General features: G+C 32.7%; 17 protein-coding genes. 10 read left to right on the top strand and 7 right to left on the bottom strand.

Annotation, left to right across the window (positions count from 1 at the left end; genetic code table 11):
• Nucleotides 1-279: 279 nt before the first annotated feature.
• From QZ659_RS17755 to QZ659_RS17765, 3 genes are all read right to left on the bottom strand, one after another.
• Entirely contained in the window at nucleotides 280-819 is a 540-nt protein-coding gene (locus QZ659_RS17755; protein ID WP_291727900.1) for a 30S ribosomal protein S16, read from the bottom strand.
• 105 nt (nucleotides 820-924) lie between these two features.
• A complete protein-coding gene (locus QZ659_RS17760) occupies nucleotides 925-1,530 on the bottom strand; it encodes a hypothetical protein (protein WP_291727902.1) in 606 nt (201 codons plus the stop codon).
• Nucleotides 1,531-1,595: 65 nt separating this feature from the next.
• Nucleotides 1,596-2,864, bottom strand: coding sequence for a THUMP domain-containing class I SAM-dependent RNA methyltransferase (locus QZ659_RS17765; protein ID WP_291727905.1), 1,269 nt, complete (start codon nucleotides 2,862-2,864; stop codon nucleotides 1,596-1,598).
• Nucleotides 2,865-3,394: 530 nt separating this feature from the next.
• Between QZ659_RS17765 and QZ659_RS17770 the strand changes: the two genes are divergently transcribed.
• The 5 genes from QZ659_RS17770 (at nucleotide 3,395) to QZ659_RS17790 (ending at nucleotide 8,158) form a co-directional block, all read left to right on the top strand.
• The gene (locus QZ659_RS17770; protein WP_291727907.1) at nucleotides 3,395-4,759 is read left to right on the top strand and encodes a UDP-N-acetylmuramate--L-alanine ligase; all 1,365 of its coding nucleotides are present in this window, start codon (nucleotides 3,395-3,397) and stop codon (nucleotides 4,757-4,759) included.
• A gap of 165 nt (nucleotides 4,760-4,924) precedes the next feature.
• On the top strand, nucleotides 4,925-5,686 hold the full coding sequence (locus tag QZ659_RS17775; RefSeq protein ID WP_291727909.1) for a cyclase family protein: 762 nt from the start codon (nucleotides 4,925-4,927) through the stop codon (nucleotides 5,684-5,686).
• Between the two features lie 73 nt (nucleotides 5,687-5,759).
• On the top strand, nucleotides 5,760-6,287 hold the full coding sequence (locus tag QZ659_RS17780; protein ID WP_291727911.1) for a hypothetical protein: 528 nt from the start codon (nucleotides 5,760-5,762) through the stop codon (nucleotides 6,285-6,287).
• Between the two features lie 4 nt (nucleotides 6,288-6,291).
• Nucleotides 6,292-7,917 carry an NFACT RNA binding domain-containing protein gene (locus QZ659_RS17785; RefSeq protein ID WP_291727913.1) on the top strand — a complete coding sequence of 542 codons (1,626 nt, stop codon included), beginning with the start codon at nucleotides 6,292-6,294 and terminating at the stop codon, nucleotides 7,915-7,917.
• Between the two features lie 28 nt (nucleotides 7,918-7,945).
• Nucleotides 7,946-8,158 carry a hypothetical protein gene (locus QZ659_RS17790; RefSeq protein ID WP_291727915.1) on the top strand — a complete coding sequence of 71 codons (213 nt, stop codon included), beginning with the start codon at nucleotides 7,946-7,948 and terminating at the stop codon, nucleotides 8,156-8,158.
• A gap of 2 nt (nucleotides 8,159-8,160) precedes the next feature.
• On the opposite strand, the gene QZ659_RS17795 is transcribed toward QZ659_RS17790, so the two are convergent.
• Nucleotides 8,161-8,577 (bottom strand): DUF779 domain-containing protein, encoded by a 417-nt coding sequence (locus QZ659_RS17795; RefSeq protein ID WP_291727917.1) that lies wholly within the window; start codon nucleotides 8,575-8,577, stop codon nucleotides 8,161-8,163.
• Between the two features lie 129 nt (nucleotides 8,578-8,706).
• On the bottom strand, nucleotides 8,707-10,224 hold the full coding sequence (locus QZ659_RS17800; protein ID WP_291727919.1) for an aldehyde dehydrogenase family protein: 1,518 nt from the start codon (nucleotides 10,222-10,224) through the stop codon (nucleotides 8,707-8,709).
• A gap of 255 nt (nucleotides 10,225-10,479) precedes the next feature.
• On the opposite strand from QZ659_RS17800, the gene QZ659_RS17805 reads away from it, so the two are divergent.
• Nucleotides 10,480-11,463, top strand: coding sequence for an AraC family transcriptional regulator (locus QZ659_RS17805; RefSeq protein ID WP_291727921.1), 984 nt, complete (start codon nucleotides 10,480-10,482; stop codon nucleotides 11,461-11,463).
• On the opposite strand, the gene QZ659_RS17810 is transcribed toward QZ659_RS17805, so the two are convergent.
• On the bottom strand, nucleotides 11,464-12,864 hold the full coding sequence (locus QZ659_RS17810) for a mercuric reductase (RefSeq protein ID WP_291727923.1): 1,401 nt from the start codon (nucleotides 12,862-12,864) through the stop codon (nucleotides 11,464-11,466).
• Nucleotides 12,865-12,992: 128 nt separating this feature from the next.
• On the opposite strand from QZ659_RS17810, the gene QZ659_RS17815 reads away from it, so the two are divergent.
• Entirely contained in the window at nucleotides 12,993-14,015 is a 1,023-nt protein-coding gene (locus QZ659_RS17815; protein WP_291727925.1) for a hypothetical protein, read from the top strand.
• Here the strand turns inward: QZ659_RS17815 and QZ659_RS17820 are convergent.
• Nucleotides 14,007-14,732 carry a carotenoid biosynthesis protein gene (locus tag QZ659_RS17820; protein WP_291727926.1) on the bottom strand — a complete coding sequence of 242 codons (726 nt, stop codon included), beginning with the start codon at nucleotides 14,730-14,732 and terminating at the stop codon, nucleotides 14,007-14,009. The genes QZ659_RS17815 and QZ659_RS17820 overlap by 9 nt on opposite strands.
• Nucleotides 14,733-14,861: 129 nt before the next feature.
• Here QZ659_RS17820 and QZ659_RS17825 point away from each other — a divergent pair, with 129 nt between their 5' ends.
• The 3 genes from QZ659_RS17825 (at nucleotide 14,862) to QZ659_RS17835 (ending at nucleotide 17,136) form a co-directional block, all read left to right on the top strand.
• Nucleotides 14,862-16,205 (top strand): hypothetical protein, encoded by a 1,344-nt coding sequence (locus QZ659_RS17825; protein ID WP_291727928.1) that lies wholly within the window; start codon nucleotides 14,862-14,864, stop codon nucleotides 16,203-16,205.
• 77 nt (nucleotides 16,206-16,282) lie between these two features.
• Nucleotides 16,283-16,789 (top strand): DUF4920 domain-containing protein, encoded by a 507-nt coding sequence (locus QZ659_RS17830; RefSeq protein WP_291727930.1) that lies wholly within the window; start codon nucleotides 16,283-16,285, stop codon nucleotides 16,787-16,789.
• Nucleotides 16,789-17,136, top strand: a complete 348-nt coding sequence (locus QZ659_RS17835; protein WP_291727932.1) for a Rieske (2Fe-2S) protein — start codon at nucleotides 16,789-16,791, stop codon at nucleotides 17,134-17,136. The genes QZ659_RS17830 and QZ659_RS17835 overlap by 1 nt, the downstream gene beginning before the upstream one ends.
• The last annotated feature ends 138 nt before the right edge of the window (nucleotides 17,137-17,274 follow it).

Genomic DNA, 17,274 nt, shown 5'->3' on the forward strand with positions numbered 1-17,274 from the left:
AGCTGTTTTTTGCAACTAAATTTGATACTGCTAAACTAAAGGTTGGTGTTTTAGCATAGCTACACCAACAATTTTTTATCTCATGTCCAGTACTTTAGTCGTTTTTATTAAACGGTTAGCTTGTTTTGTTAGTTATGGTACTGAAAAGTTAAAAAAATAATTTGATAGTGTATCGTTTTTCAAAAAAAAACTCTTTTTTATTTAGAAATAATAAAAAAGAGTTTTCTGAAGTATTTTTTATAAAAACAACAGATTTGAAAAATCCATTAGTCTTACAAATTATTCTCCTGCGTTTTCTGCATTTTCTTCTGCTGGAGCTTCTTCGCTTGCTTCTGCAGCAGGCTCATTTGCTTTTGCAGCTTCTTCTTGCTTCTTACGGATAGCTTCTGCACGAGCTTCTTTTACTTTAGCTTCTGCAGCCATACGCTCTTTAGCAGCTTTTTGCTTGTCGTCAGAAAGTTTAGAAATACGATTAGCAATTTTTTGGTCTTTTGCTTCTCTCCAAGCTGTCATTTTTTCGTCAGCAGCTTCTTGAGTGATTGCACCTTTGTTTACACCTAATTGAAGATGCTTACGATACATAAGACCTTTGTACTGCAACATTCTTCTTACTGTTTCAGAAGGTTGCGCTCCTACCATAAGCCATTTCATAGCTTTTTCGTCATCAATATCGATAGTAGCAGGTACAGTTTGTGGGTTGTAAGTCCCGATTTTTTCGATGAATTTACCATCACGTGGCGCTCGGGAGTCAGCAGCAACGATTTCGAAGCGTGCAGCTTTTTTGCGCCCTCTTCTTGCAAGTCTTAAACGAGTTGCCATAACTTATTCTAAAGTTTAGAGAGGTCTGAAAAATTAATTTATAAATTCTTGTTCTATTAAAAAACAAGACTGCAAAGGTAGTGTTTTATTATGATTTTTACAATTTTAATCTAGTGTTTTATTTAAAGAAGCCTGAATACACACTTCTTGTATAAGATATGCCCAAAGTCCACAGATAAAAGACATCAGAAATGCAAGTCCAAAATGAAAGAACAAACGAAAAAATGTAATACCTCCATACCCTATAAAATACTGACTCAAATCTGTTCCATATTTCCATTGTAAAAGAGCTAGTAGTGTATGATGCCCAATAGCTAATAACGCATAGACCAACTGCATTTTCCAATCTTGATAAATGATTAAAAGAGTTGCATTGATAAAATAAAAAAAGTGCATTTCTGCCATTCCGTGAAGCTGCCCTATAAATTGCAGCATAAAAATAGTATAGACAATAGCTATCAATACCCTAGAAATGGTACTTTCTTGTAGAACCAAGCGAACCATCAGATAGAGCATACAATTACAACCTATCGTAACCCACGTAAAAAACCACGTATCATATACTGGAACAAGACAAACTCCTATGATAAAAAATAAAATAACAAACTTATCAGAAATTTTATCTACCTTTTTTTGTACTTGGTTGAGATAGTCTTTTCTATTATCATAACTAACTAATGGAATCCATTTAGTAGTAAAAAATTGTGTCATACGGCAAAAAATAAAATAGGTTAAAAAATGACACTAAATTTAAGCAAAAAATAAGATATTTATACTTATTTTTTTATTTTTTTGTAATATTCTCGCTTATCATTCTTTCTACTGCCTTCATAAAGTTCGTAGCGCATAAAACGACATTCTAAAGCTCCATTATACATTTTTATTTTTGGTTTGGCAGAAAGACCTATTTTCTTGGCTGCTTCTAAGTTTGAAGTAATAATCCAAGCTGTATAGCCTGCCCAATTTTGCTTGAGTGTATCTCCAATTTCAGCATAAAAATTTTCTATATCTTCATCTTTATCCATTCGTTCTCCATACGGAGGATTAATAATAATTACGCCTCGGTTGGCTTTTTTTCCTTTGAGCCAAGGTTTTTCACTATCTGTATTTTCTCTTTTTTCTTGCTTTGGTTCTGTTATTTCTTTTCTTTCTGGTGGAACTAAATCTTGAAAAGCACTTTCTCTTAGCGTGATGTGTTTCTTTAAATTAGCTTCTGCAATGTTACCTGCTGCCTTACGAGCTACATTTTTAGAAATTTCTCCAGCCAAAATAGTAGGCATATCATCGGTATTGATTTTTTCCATGGCTTCATCAAATACTTCTTCCCACAAATCAGCATCAAAATTTGACCATTTTTCAAAGCCAAAAAGAGTACGGAAAGAACCCACAGGAATATTAGCAGCAATAAGAGCAGCCTCAATAGAAAGCGTTGCCGAACCACACATAGGGTCTATAAAATCGCTTTTTTTGTCCCAACCTGAAAGCAATATAAGCCCAGCAGCCAAAACTTCATTGATAGGTGCAAGGTTGGTTTTGCCCCTATACCCACGTTTATAAAGTGGATCGCCAGAGCTGTTGAGCATCACAGAACAAATATCATCTTTAATATAAAGTTGAATTCTCAAATCTGGGTCTAAAATATCAACAGAAGGTCTGCGTCTGTATTTTTCTCTAAATTTATCTACAATAGCATCTTTTGCTTTTTGCTCAATATAACGAGAATGCGTAAACAAGTTGGTACTAAGCGTACAGTTAATGGCTAGAGTTTCTTTGATAGACAAATATTTTTCCCAATCAATAGTTTGAATTTTTTCATACAAATCGTTCTCATCCTTGACCTTAAACTCTGTAATCGGAACAAGCACACGGAGAGCCGTTCTGAGACAAAGATTTGCCTTGTACATCATCCTCAAATCACCCTCAAAACTTACAGCACGATTTGCCTTGACAATATTTTTTGCTCCTAAGTCTTTTAGTTCTTGAACAAGAATATCGTCTAAGCCGTACATCGTTTGGGCAGTCATTTGGAAGGTAGAATCAAGCATTTTGAATAGCAATTTACGTAATGATAAGGCTTGCCTTATCTAAGAATAATAGAATTTTACTGCAAAGATAGTTTCTTTTTGTTTGAATAAGCTAAGTAAAGAAACATTTTATAGGTGTACGACAAAAATCTCTTTTGATTTTAGAGTAAAAAAAATAGCCTTTACATTTCGTTGCGCTGCAACTCCCAAATAAATTATGATAATCAATGCTACAAATGTGATGTTGCGCTGCAACTTTTTCTATACTTTTTTTACAAAAAACACGTTTTTACTGATTTTCAATTATAACATAACTGACATTTCTATTTTACAGTCATACAAGTTGCAGAGCAACATTCTGTTGGTAGAATAAAATAAAATGTATAAAGTAGAGTTGCAGAGCAACGAAATATTGAATGTTTTGCAAGAAGGGAAGTTTGTCGTACACTCCATTTTATCAATTCTCCATTTTTAATTGTTCGTTTACTTAATGTATCTTTGTTCTCATTAAGTAAAATTATCTTAGTTAAGAAATAAATAGCTCTAATTACATGAATATACATTTTATCGGAATCGGAGGAAGCGTTATGCACAATATCGCTATCAGAGAAAAACAAAATGGAAACACTGTTACAGGCTCAGATGATGCGTGGTACGACCCATCAGAAAGCCGTCTGAAAGAATACAATTTGTTGCCACAAGAAGCAGGTTGGTTTCCAGAAAAAATCACTTCTGAGATAGATAAAATTGTATTGGGAATGCACGCAAAAGCAGACAATCCAGAGCTTTTGAAGGCACAGGAACTAGGACTAAAAATATATTCGTACCCAGAGTATATTTATTCTCTTTCTGAAAACAAAGAGCGTGTAGTTGTTGCAGGTAGCCACGGAAAAACTACTATTACAGCAATGATAATGCACACTCTAAAACTTCAAAGTTATGACTTTGATTATTTAGTAGGAGCTTATGTAGAGGGTTTTGATTCTACAGTTAGGCTTTCAGATGCACCAATAATCATTATTGAAGGTGATGAATATCAGACTTCACCATTAGATAAATCTCCTAAATTCTTGCATTATAATCATCATATTGGCGTTTTGAGTGGAATAGCTTGGGATCATGCCAATGTTTATCCTACTTTTAAGGAATATAAAAAACAGTTTCGTTTGTTTGCCGAAAATTCGGTAAAAGCTGGTGCGTTTGTCTATAACCAAGAAGACAAACTGGTCAAAGAAATAGTAGAAGACAACGAAAAAATACATTTTGATACTATCCGTTTGCCTTATACTACCCACCCTTCAACAGTAGAGGATGGAAAAACATTTTTGAAGACAGAACTCGGACAAATGGAAATCCCTGTTTTTGGAGAGCATAACATGTCTAATTTGAATGCTGCCAAAACAGTTTGTAGAAGATTAGGAATTAGAGAAAGTCAGTTTTACGACGCTATGATGTCGTTTAGAGGAGCATCCAAACGAATGGAACTTGTTGGGGAAAACGAACAAATGCACGTTTTTAAGGACTTTGCACATTCGCCATCAAAGGTAGAGGCAAGCATAAAAGCTGTAAAAAAACAATATCCCAAACAACGCCTCACAGCTTGTATGGAACTTCATACCTATAGCAGTCTGAATAAAGATTTTATTAATGAATATGCCAGTACATCAAAAGAGGCTGATACTGCTATTGTATATTATAATCCTGAATATATAGAAGCTAAAGGCTTGCCTTCTATTTCGAAACAAGACCTAAAAGATGCCTTCAAAAGACAAGATTTGGAAGTATTTACAACGCCTGATGAACTAGAATCTTTCTTAGTAGCTCAAAACTGGAAACAAAATAACCTTTTGATAATGTCTTCTGGAAAAATGGGAGGGATGAATATTGAAAGCCTTGCCAAGCAACTTATAGGGTAATATTTGTAAGATAAATATTTCTCAACACAATTCTCTTAGAGGCTATCTGAAAAACGGTAGCCTTTTTATTTATCATTTATTAGTTTCATCAATTTTTAATTTGCTTAGATATATTCACAAAAAACGTATTTGAAGCAATTAGACTTTTTCACAACTCTACACCTTATGCAAATTATAGATTTATCCAAAACTATCCAGTACAACCCCAATGACCCATTTTTTATGAAGGTCAAGATAAAACATAAAGCTCATAAAAGTGCAAAGTGGCTTATTAGGTATTTGGGATTGCCTTTTAATTTATTTCCTAAGAACTTTATTGGTTGGGCAGATGACACCATCAAAAAAATGGGAGTTCACTCTACCACCCACCTAGATGCGCCGTGGCATTACGCTCCTACCTGTGAGGGAAAACCTGCCAAAACCATAGACCAAATTCCTTTAGAGTGGTGTTTTGGAGAAGGCGTTGTGATTGATATGAAACACAAAGCCGATTTTGAAGCCATTACAGTAGAAGATATTGAAGAATTTTTGAATAAGGAAAAAATAGAGCTTCAAAAAGGAATGATTGTCTTGATAAAAACAGGAAGAGACAAACACATGGGAACAAAAAAATTCTTTACACACGGAACAGGAATGAGTGCAGCAGCAACAGAATGGCTTATAAAAAAAGGAATAAAAGTAATGGGAATAGACCAGTGGGGTTGGGATTTGCCCTTACCGTATTTGGTAGAAGAGGCAAAAAAGAGTAATAATTCAGAGCTGTTTTGGGAGGCTCACCTAGTAGGAATTGATTATGAATACTGCCACATGGAACAACTTACCAACCTTGATGCCTTGCCATATAGTGGATTCAAGGTAGCTGCTTTTCCACTAAAAATAAAAGGAGGTTCGGCTGCACCTGCTAGAGTTGTAGCAATGATAGAATAAAAAAAATAACTCAAAATCGCATCTTTTTCTATTTTTTGTGGTTGTATTCTACAAGATTGCTACAACAAGACAAATGGATATGTTTAAAAATTCATCAAAACTTTCTGAAAAATTAGCGAAAATTAGATTAGAAAAAGAAGTTGAAAGAGAGAATACATTTTTTCAAGATTTTTTCAAGTCTAGTTTCATCAAGTTAAAAAACTATCCTGTTTTAAATACAAATGGATTTCCCATTTATGTAGATTCCATTTCCAATGCTTCATCAAATAAGTTTATATTCAGAAGTGAAAGTATAGAATCAATAAAAAAATGTATTCAAGAAAAGGACTTGATTCAAGAGTTATTTTCTAAAGAAGATACATTACAACTTTTAGGAATAAGTCAGATGTCTGATAAGGCTGTAGAAGTAACAAATTCCAAACAGTCTATAATAAAAGCAATTGAGAGCTTTGCTGTTGGCTTTAGTTCTTATTTTAAAAATAGCCAACATGTTTTAATAATCTGTGATTTAGAAGATGAAGAAAGTAATTTTCAATATCACATTTTTCTAAAGAGAATAATACAAAAATCTGATAAAATAGAATTTCAGTATATTTTTTAAAACTATGCAAAATAATTATTATTTCATTCGTGCGCTCTCCTTAGAACTTTCTAAGCAAATTATAGGATTTGAGATTGCAACGATTTTTTCACAGAATAAAGATGAGCTACTAATCGGACTTATTGATAATGATAATCCAGAAACGGAATTTTGGATTCGTTCTACCTTTACCCCAGAACTTACTACGCTTTCTTTTCCTCAAACTTTTGCACGAGCCAAACGCAATAGCATCGACCTTTTTGATGAGATTATTGGAGCAAAAGTCACAAGTATTCGGCAGTTTAATAACGAGCGAGCTTTTGGATTAGAACTTGAAACAGAAGACGGAGAAAACAATACTTTGCTATTCAAATTATTTGGCAATCGTTCGAATATTATTTTATTTTCTCCTAATAAAGATTCAGAACTTGAAGTAGAAGCCATTTTCCAACACAAATTGCAAGCTGATTGGGAAATTGATTATGAAAACTTGGATAGAAGCCTAGACCAAGAAAAAGAAGATTTTGTAGAAAAGGGCATCAAAAAAACGTTTCCTACTTTTGGAAAAGATGTATTGAGATACATAGAGAATAAAGTAGGTGAAGATAAATCAGAAGAAAATTATTGGCAAGAGATAGAAAAACTAATTACCTATTTTGATGATGTTGATGATTTAGATTTTTATGTATTTCTGAAAAAAAATGATATAAAACTCTTTATCTTGAATCCGAATGAAGTTTTTGAAGCTCAAAAAGATGAAATACAGATTTTACATAAAACAAAAAATGCCTTAGAAGCCTGCAATCTGTTTTATATGGAATTTTCTAGGCGTTATTATCTACACAAGGAAAAAAATGCAGCTTTAAAAGCCATAGAAAAACACCATCGCCAAACGCAAAACTATATTGATAAAACATTAAAAAAGATAGAAAAAGTAGAAAATACAATGCGTTATGAGGAGTTTGGTCATATTTTGATGGCAAATCTTCATGCAGTAGAACCACGCTCAAAATCAGTAGAACTTTTTGATTTTTATACTAATGAGCAGATTACAATTCCTTTAAAAGACCACCTTTCAGCACAAAAAAATGCAGAGCTTTTTTATAGAAAAGCTAAAAATCAAAAGCTAGAAATTGATAACCTGTATCAAAATTTAGAGAAAAAGGAAGAGCAACTCAAAACACTAGAAAATCAGATTGAGGAAATAGAAAACTTTGAATCGCTAAAAGAGATGCGAAAATATTTAAAAACCAATAAAATAAAAGTCAGCAATTTTCAAGAAAACGAACCTGATGAATTACCATTCAAGGTTTTTGAATATCAAGACTTTCAGATTTTGGTGGGTAAAAATTCTAAAAACAACGACTTGCTCACTCAAAAATTTGCTTACAAGGAAGATTTGTGGCTTCATGCTCGTGGTGTAGCAGGTTCGCATGTAGTGATAAAGTACCGAGCAGGAAAGCCGTTTCCAAAATCAGTTATCGAAAAAGCTGCCAGTTTAGCTGCTTATTATTCCAAACGCAAAACCGACTCGCTTTGTCCTGTCATCGTAACACCTAAAAAATATGTCAGAAAACCAAAAGGTGCTGCACTTGGTGCCGTGGTGGTGGAAAGAGAAGAGGTTGTGATGGTTGAGCCGAAGGAGTTTTAGAATCTATATTACACTAAACAAGATAAAAATGCACCCACTCATCCAAAAAGCCATATATCACTTAAAATCTAATAATTACAGAGGATATTTTGAAGAAATGGAATTGATTGTTCCAGTTTCTATGAGTACGAAATATCAAGAACTGAAAGGCTTCTTTGTAGCAGGAATCAAAAACGAAGAATACAAAAAAGCCTTAGAAGAATTTGCTTTAGAAATAGATAAAAATTTATACAAAGGTTAATTTTATCCTACAGTTGTTTCTTCCAAATACTCCTCTCCATTTTTGACAGGAATCAAATTTTGAGCTTCTTCTTCTGTAAAAAGCCTAGATTTTACAATAAAGCGATAGCCCAAAGGAATTTCTAAGGAAAAACTAGAGCCTCTGCCTTCTGTGATGTCGATAGTGAGATGAGTGTGTTTCCAGTAATCAAATTGGTCTTGATTCATAAAAAAATCGCATCCGTGAATCGTTCCAACCCAAACATCATTTGCCCCAACCTTAAATTCTCCTTTTGCAAAACACATAGGCTGCGAGCCATCACAGCAACCTCCACTCTGATGAAACATTAGTTCTCCATTGCGCTCTCTTAACTTGTCTATTATTTCCTTCGCCTTTTCTGTGGCAACTACTCTTGGTGTGTATTCTTGTGTATTTTTCATAATTTTTTGTGTTTGATAATGTTATTTCAAGTTTAAAACTAAAATTTCTGACACATTGTTTTTTATGACAAAAAACCCTAAGAATTTTTGAAGACTCTTAGGGTTTGAAATTATTTTAGCCTCTATCTACTAAAAGAATCCTAATGCTTTCTTATCATAAGAAATAAGCATGTTTTTGTTTTGACGATAGTGAGCTAACATCATTTTATGATTTTCTCTACCAAAGCCAGACTTTTTATAACCTCCAAATGGTGCGTGAGCAGGATAATTGTGGTAACAATTTACCCAAACACGTCCAGCTTCGATAGCACGAGGAACAGTATAAAGTTCGTGAGCATCTCTTGTCCAAACACCAGCACCTAAGCCGTAAAGTGTGTCATTTGCAATTTCGATAGCTTCTTCAGTAGTTTTGAATGTTGTAACACAAACAACAGGTCCAAAGATTTCTTCTTGAAATACTCTCATTTTGTTGTGTCCTTTCAAAATAGTTGGTTGAATATAATAGCCATCTTTTAGACCATCAACATATTTGGCTGCGCCACCTGTCAAAACTTCTGCTCCTTCTTCTTTTCCAATATCTATATACGATAAGATTTTTTCGTACTGGTCTTTTGAAGCCTGCGCTCCCATCATTGTAGAATCATCTAATGGATGTCCCATTTTGATTTTTTCAGTTCTTTCGATAACTCTTTCAATGAATTTATCATAAATGTCTTCGTGAACAAGCATTCTTGACGGACACGTACATATCTCACCTTGATTTAGCGCAAACATTACTGCACCTTCCAAACACTTGTCAAAAAATTCATCATCTGCATCCATTACACTAGGGAAGAAAATATTTGGCGATTTTCCACCAAGTTCCATAGTTACAGGAATGATGTTTTCAGAAGCATATTGCATAATTAAGCGTCCTGTAGTTGTTTCACCTGTAAAGGCAACTTTTGCTACTCTTGAAGAACTAGCCAATGGTTTTCCAGCTTCTACACCAAAACCAGAAACTACATTTACTACTCCTTTAGGAAGTACATCTTTGATGAGTTCCATCAAAATCAAGATTCCGACAGGAGTTTGTTCAGCAGGTTTCATCACAACGCAACAACCAGCAGCTAAAGCAGGTGCAAGTTTCCATGTCGCCATCAAAAGAGGGAAGTTCCAAGGAATAATTTGTCCTACAACACCTAACGGCTCATCTACATTAATAGAAACTGTATTTTGGTCTAGTTCTGCTACGCTTCCTTCTTCTGCACGGATTACACCAGCAAAATAACGGAAATGGTCAATAGCAAGAGGCAAATCGGCAGCTTTTGTTTCCCTTACAGCTTTTCCATTATCTACTGTTTCTACTTTGGCTAAAAACTCTAAGTTTTCTTCCATAATGTCAGCAATCTTTAAAAGAATATTACTTCTTTCAGTAGCTGATGTTTTAGACCATGTTTTAAAGGCTTCATGAGCTGCATCAAGAGCAAGTTCTACATCTTCTTTAGTAGAACGAGCAATCTTTGTTATTGAACTTCCCGTAACAGGCGAAGTATTATCAAAATACTCTCCTTTGATAGGTGAAGTCCATTCTCCATTTATAAAATTATCATAGCGTTCCTTAAATTTAGGAAAAGCAAGTTTATCTGATGTTTTTGTAGCCTCCATATTAATATTATGTTTGTATGTGATATATTAAACTAAAATGAATGACTGTAAAAGAAGCTGATAGCTTCATTTAGAGTAATTCCTCATTGAATTATTACAAACTTAACCTATTAATTATCTACTTACTTTCAGTATTCTATCAAAACTTTATAGTATTCTATCAATATTTTTATAGAATAAAATTTGGTAAAATTTTGTATATTGTTTCTAGCCAATAAACACTATCTACACACATATAAATAATATTCATCAATTATGGATTCTCTTATCAAAACGCCTTCTTTTGCTCCAAAAAAACAGAAACTAACAGATTATAGTCGTCTTGAAACTCTTGTAGAAAATCGCTCAAGATTTAATTTACCCCACTTTGAACTCAATTTATTTGAAACACATCAAAAAAGTGAAAAAGTACATCTAACTTTTGATACGCTTACCATAACTTCAATGATTCGTGGAAAAAAAGTTATGAAGCCTTTTGAAAAGATACATTTTGAGACAATAGAAAATCAAAAACAAGCATTTGATTACTTACCAGGAGAAAGCGTTATTGTTCCTGCCAATGAAAAAATGATTATTGATTTTCCAGAAGCTGATGAGAAAAACCCTACTCAATGTTTAGCTATTGCCATTGATAATGAAAAAGTAAAAGGCATATTAGATACACTCAACCAACAGTTTCCAAAGCTAATAACTCCCCAAAATAAAAATGGGAGTTGGACAATAGAAAATCCTAATTATCACCTAAAAAATAATATAGAACTAAAAAATGTAATTGATAGAATTACACATATCTCATTAGGAAAAGACAGTGCAAAAAATATGCTTGCCGACCTTGCTCTACAAGAACTTCTTATCAGAATTATGCAAACACAGGCTTGTAATTTAGTTTTTAATGAATACAAAAAATATAGTTCTCAGAATCGTTTTGCCTTTGTGATAGAATATGTAGAGAATCATTTGGAGGAACAAATAACTGTAGAAAAACTAAGCAAACTCGCATGTATGAGCGAATCTAATTTTTATAAAGCCTTCAAAAGAGAATTTGGTATTACTCCAGTAGACTATATTTTAAAACAGCGCATCAACCGAGCAAAAAAACTGCTCTCTGATGTAAAACTGAGTATTACAGATGTGTGTTATAAAGTTGGGTTTAATAGTCTAAGTTATTTTAGTTCACTTTTTAAAAAGTATGCTAATCAGTCGCCTAGTGAATTTAGAAAATCTATTTTTGGAAAATAATTATTTCTCAAAATCCTCTAAACTTGCTAACATTGTTGGAATAAGCTCACTCACTGTGGGATGGATATGTACAGCATCACGAATTGTTTTGTATGACTTTTCTGCATACATAATATCAATAATTCCGTGAATGGTTTCATCTGCTGAAACTCCAAAAAAAGTTGCGCCTAGTATTTTTTCTGTTTTTTTGTCTATCAAAACCTTCATCATCCCATCGGTTTCTCCCATTTCAGTAGCACGAGCCACTTTTTTCATAGGACGAAAACCTTTCAATATCTTTAAAGATGTATCTTCTTTCATTTTTTCTTTGGCTTGCTCTTCATTGATTCCAATACGTGAAAGAGGTGGGTCTATAAACATCGCATAACAAGGAATTCTGTCAGATAATTTTCGTTTTTTCTCTCCGAAAAGTAAGTCTCTCACAATCTCAAAATCATTGAAGGCAGTATGTGTAAATGCTCCCTTGCCATTGCAATCGCCCAAAGCAAAAATATGTTCTTTGTTGGTTTGAAAATGTTGGTTTACCTTGATGTAGCCATTTTCATCTGTTTTTATACCTATATTTTCTAAGTTTAGGTTTTCTGTATTTGGCTTTCTTCCTACCGAAATCAAAATATCAGTGCCTTGTACTTCTTGTTTCTCTCCATTTTTTTCAAACGTAACCTTAGTTTTCCCTTTTTCTTGCTCTACCTGTATATTTTTTAAATTTATATGAAATGTTATACCTTCCTTTTCTAAAGTTTCCTTTATGGCTTGTGCTACATCTTGGTCTTCCTTTTTTAGAAAACGTTCACTCTGCTCCAAAATAGTTACTTTACTACCAAAACGAGCGAACATCTGTCCAAACTCTAATCCAATATAACCAGCACCAAGTATAATCAAATATTTTGGTATTTCTTCTAGTTCCAAAATGCTTGTATTGGTTAGGAAATCTAAGCCTTCGTATTCTTTTGGAATAATAATTTTTGCTCCTACGTTTATAAAAATTTGCTTTCCTTCTATTTGCTGAGTTTTACCATCTTTATCTATAATTTTAATTGTATTTTCAGACACAAAACTTCCCTCTCCTTCATAAAAATCAAGACTTTTTAGCCCATCAAACATTTTTTGAATGTTGCTTTGAGAGTCCTTGACCATCTTATCTTTTCTATGCTTGATTTTTTTCAAATCTATTTTTACATCTCCTGTTTGTACTCCAAAATCTTGACTACTTTTGGCTATATATGCTCTTCTTGCTGCTGCAACATACGACTTTGTAGGAGTACAACCATCGTTTACGCACGTTCCACCAAGTTTGTCTTTCTCTATAATGGCTACTGTTTTACCTTCTTTATCAAACTTTGCAGCTAGAGGAACACCTGCTTGTCCTGTACCGATAATAATTGCGTCGTATTTTTTCATCTTAAAAAGTAATAGCTTAAAAAATGGAATTGGTTTTGTTTTTCTTTTACACTAACTTTTCAGAATAGGTATTGTTAGGGGATAATTCAAATGATTTTACAAATCACTCAAAACCAAATCATTAAAAAATGTTTTCTATCAAGAAATTTGATTTTAAAGAAGATAAAAAAAACTGGAATACATTTATTGAGACAAACTCAGAAGGACACTTTTTCTTTGAAACAGATTATTTATTCTATCATAAAGAACGATTTGATGATTTTTCTCTGATGTTTTTTGATAGAAAAAATGAATTAGTTTGTGTTTTGCCTGCTTGTGTGGAAGTTATGGGGTCGTCGGTGGAGACAACAACAATGGCAAAGTTGTCAAAATTACTATACTCTCATAAAGGCTTAACCTTTGGAGGGTTTATTTTTAAAGATGATTTGAGTTTTATAGTAAGACAAAAATGCGTATTTGCTGCTCTAAAATTTTTGAAAGAAAATAATTTTGAGAAATTGATTTTAAAGCCTTTACCTTCTTATTTCAATAATAATGAAACGATACATAGAATTTTAAACGACAAAAAGATAAATAGCCAAACTGTAAGAGTAGAAGCCAATTCTGTGATTGAACTTTCAACAAATACTATTTCAAAATACTCTAAAAGAAAACAACGTAACCTTCAAAAAGCTAAAAAAGCTAGTTTACAAGTAGAAAAGATAAATTATTCAACCGATTTTTGGCATATCATTGAACATAATTTAAAAACTCGCTATCACATTTCACCTGTTCATTCGGCTACTGAAATTCAATTTTTAAAAGATATATTTCCTCAAAACATTCATTTTTTTGTAGTAAAAAATAGTACTCAAATTATGGCTTGTAGTGTGGCTTTTATTTATCAGACAACTATTCATTTACAATATATGGCTGCCACAAACGAGGGAAAAAAAGTTAATGCCTTAGATTTTTTGATAGATGAAATCATAAAAAATTATCCAAATTATTTTAATAAAAATAGTTTTGACTATCTAAGTTTGGGAGTAAGTGAAAACCGAGATGAAAAAGAAACAATCAATGAAGGACTTTTTAAATGGAAAGAAGAATTTGGAGCAAAAGTATGTTCTCACTTTGTATATCAAATAAATTTAGCTTATTCTTTAAAATAAAGAATAATGTATCAATAGATTGTAGCCTCCAAAAAATAGAAGTTGAGCAAGCAGCAGAAAATAAGCGAATTTGTTTAGCTTCTCAAAACTAGAAAACTGAAAAAGAACGCACAAAGGCAAAGCTACCAAAAACCAACCAATATAGTTTTGAAGAGGAATTGTGTTTCCATCCCAGCTCCAAAAATCGTGTTTTATGGCTACTGGTTCTATCAAATAATCTATCATTACCATCAAAAATGCACTCAATATAGCCTTAAAAAATAGAGTCATTTTTTCATTGATAGCAAAAAAATTGAAGTAGGTAGCCACAAAATAATTGACAATAAAAGTAATCATAATCCAATTTATGCCTATCAAAACAGGAACTTCTAACACTTTAAAACCCAATGTTTTGCCATAGTTGTAAGTACCAAAAACAGCTTCTGTTTTTACGCCAATTACTTCCATAAAAAAACCTACGGAGAAAGTGGTTATCACAAAAATCCAAAAAGAAGTAGAATATTTGCGCTGCGCCAGTAAAAGAAGTACAATACTTGTGATAAGATTGAAGGGCGTTGCCATCTCAAAAAGCACACGAGTAGGCTCAAACCAAAGTCCTAACAGTCCTGCCAAGTGCATCACTATAATCAAAGCTCCGAAAAACTGAATATTATTTTGGACAAAAAAGCGAGTTGTATTTATCGTATTATGAAATAAAATATGCTTATTAGATTGCATCTTTAGGTTAAGTAGAAAGTAATTTGGATAGACATAAAAGAAAGCCTAACTATGTTTTGATTAACTTTGTTAGACACAACTAAAGCAAATAAGCCAGTATCAGAAAGAAAACCAGCACAAATATAATTTATGGGACAGTTTATAACACTACAAGACCTTTTTCTTACTCCTATTTACCTTCTTATTATCTATGGTATTCTTTATTTTTTACGCACAAGTATCACAGATAAAGAAATGAAAAAATTCTTTATTTTAGGATATAGTGTCAAAGTAGTGGGTGCTATTTTTTTTGGTTTGGTCTTTCAGTTTATATATGGATATGGAGACACTTTTTTTTATTTCGCTGGCTCAGGTATAGCTAGAGATGCCTTTTTAAATGATATGGGTAGTTATTGGGAGCTACTTTTCCAAGAAATGAATAATTACAGTTCTTCACAGACTTATAATTATGCTCAGCGTATGCCATATTATGGCGACAAGCCTTCCTTTGCAATATGTCTGATTGGCTCTGTTTTTTCCATCCTGTCTTTTCATACTTATATTGTAACCTGTTTGTTCTTTGCTCTTATTAGCTTTGCTGGTAGCTGGCAAATGTATCGTGCATGGGCAGACCTTTATCCTGTCTTGAAAAAGCAATTAGGTTGGGCTATTTTCTTTGTCCCTTCTATATTTTTTTGGGCATCTGGAATAGTAAAAGACTCTATTACATTTGCAGCATTAGGCTTTGCCTTTTCAGCTTTTCATTTTGGGGTTATACGAAGAAAGAAAACGTATGCCAATATTTTTATGCTCTTATTAAGTCTTTACACGCTTTATATAATTAAACTTTATATTCTACTTTGTTTTCTACCAGCTCTTGGTTGGTGGTTCTATACTCAATATACAAAGCAAATTGGTTCTAAGTTTTTACGAGTTGTTTTTGCACCTTTCTTATTAGTAATTGGAGGAGGCTTTGTATTTTATTCTTTTAATAACCTTATTAAAGGAACAGAATATGACTTAGATAGAGTGGCTGAAAGAGCATTCATAACAGCTGACTGGATTCACCAAATGAGTGATGAAGGAAGTTCCTATGATATAGGGCTTGACCAAATGGATGGAACCATCGGAAGTCTAATAAAACTGTATCCTAAAGGAGTTTTTATAACCTTATTTCGCCCTTTTGTTTGGGAAGTAAAAAACTTTAATATGCTACTTGCAGGATTAGAAAACCTAATACTACTATTCTTGACTTTTCAAGTGATTAAAAACCAAAAATGGAAAGTCATTTTTAACAGATTAAAGACAGAACAAATGGTTTTGGTTTGTCTTATCTTTACGATATTCTTTAGTGGAATTATTGGCATAACAAGTAGTAATTTTGGCACACTTGTTCGATATCGTATTCCTATTCTTCCATTTTATACTATTGCTTTAGTTATTTTAGGTTATAAAAAGCCAAAAATAAAAAAAATGAGGAGAATTAAAGTCTAATTTTGTACTTTTAAAAATTCTTATATTACTGTTACAAAGCAGTTTGTTTGAAAACTTAAAACAAAACTATAAATTTTATGAGACAAATTATCAAAATCGTCTTCTTATTACCTCTCATTTTCTCTTTTTTAGCTTGTAGTCATCAAGAAAACAAAGTAGAAGCAACAGAAACTCAAACACCAGTAACTAACTCTATACAAAAATATGGAGCAGAGATTACAGAAGAAAATGCTATTTCTGTAAGTGAAATTCCTGCTTTATTAACAAAACAAGACTCGGCAGAAGTCAAAGTAGCTGGTACAATTGGAGAATGTTGTCAGAAAAAAGGATGTTGGATGCAAGTTCCGATTTCTGACACACAAGAAATGCTTGTTCGCTTCAAAGACTATGGCTTCTTTGTTCCTATGGATTCAGAAGGAAAAGAAATTATTATGGAAGGAATAGTAAAAAAAGAAGTAATTCCAGTAGCACAACTTCGCCACTATGCAGAAGACGCAGGAAAATCTAAAGAAGAAATTGAAAAAATCACAGAAGATGACGTTAAGATTTCATTTATGGCAACAGGCGTAATCATAAAAGGTTGATGATAAAAATTTTTAATTCTCTTGAAGAAGCTACAAGAGTAATACCCCTAGCAACATCAGAGCTTTTAAGAGTTGCTAGTACTGATGGGAAAGAAGAACATATTTGTCTTTCTCATACAAAAGATGGATTTTTTGCTGTTCAAAACAACTGTTCACATGCAGGGGCAGCCTTACACAAAGGTTTTATTAATGAACAAAATGAAATTGTTTGTCCTCTTCATAATTACTGTTTTGACTTAAAAACTGGTCGTGCTACTCTTGGGAATGCTAAAGAATTAAAAATATATCGCTTGATGTGGAAAAATAACAATATTACACAAAAAAACGAGCTATTTATTGATATCTAAACATCATAAAATAAGACCTGTCATACGCAAATTGGTATAGACAGGTCTTTTAGTAAGCAAGCATAATATCTTACTTCAATTATATTTTTAAGTAATTATCTACTACAATTTTGTTAAATTTGATTTATTTTTTCATAA

It is taken from the genome of Bernardetia sp. (assembly GCF_020630935.1).
GTDB lineage: Bacteria > Bacteroidota > Bacteroidia > Cytophagales > Bernardetiaceae > Bernardetia.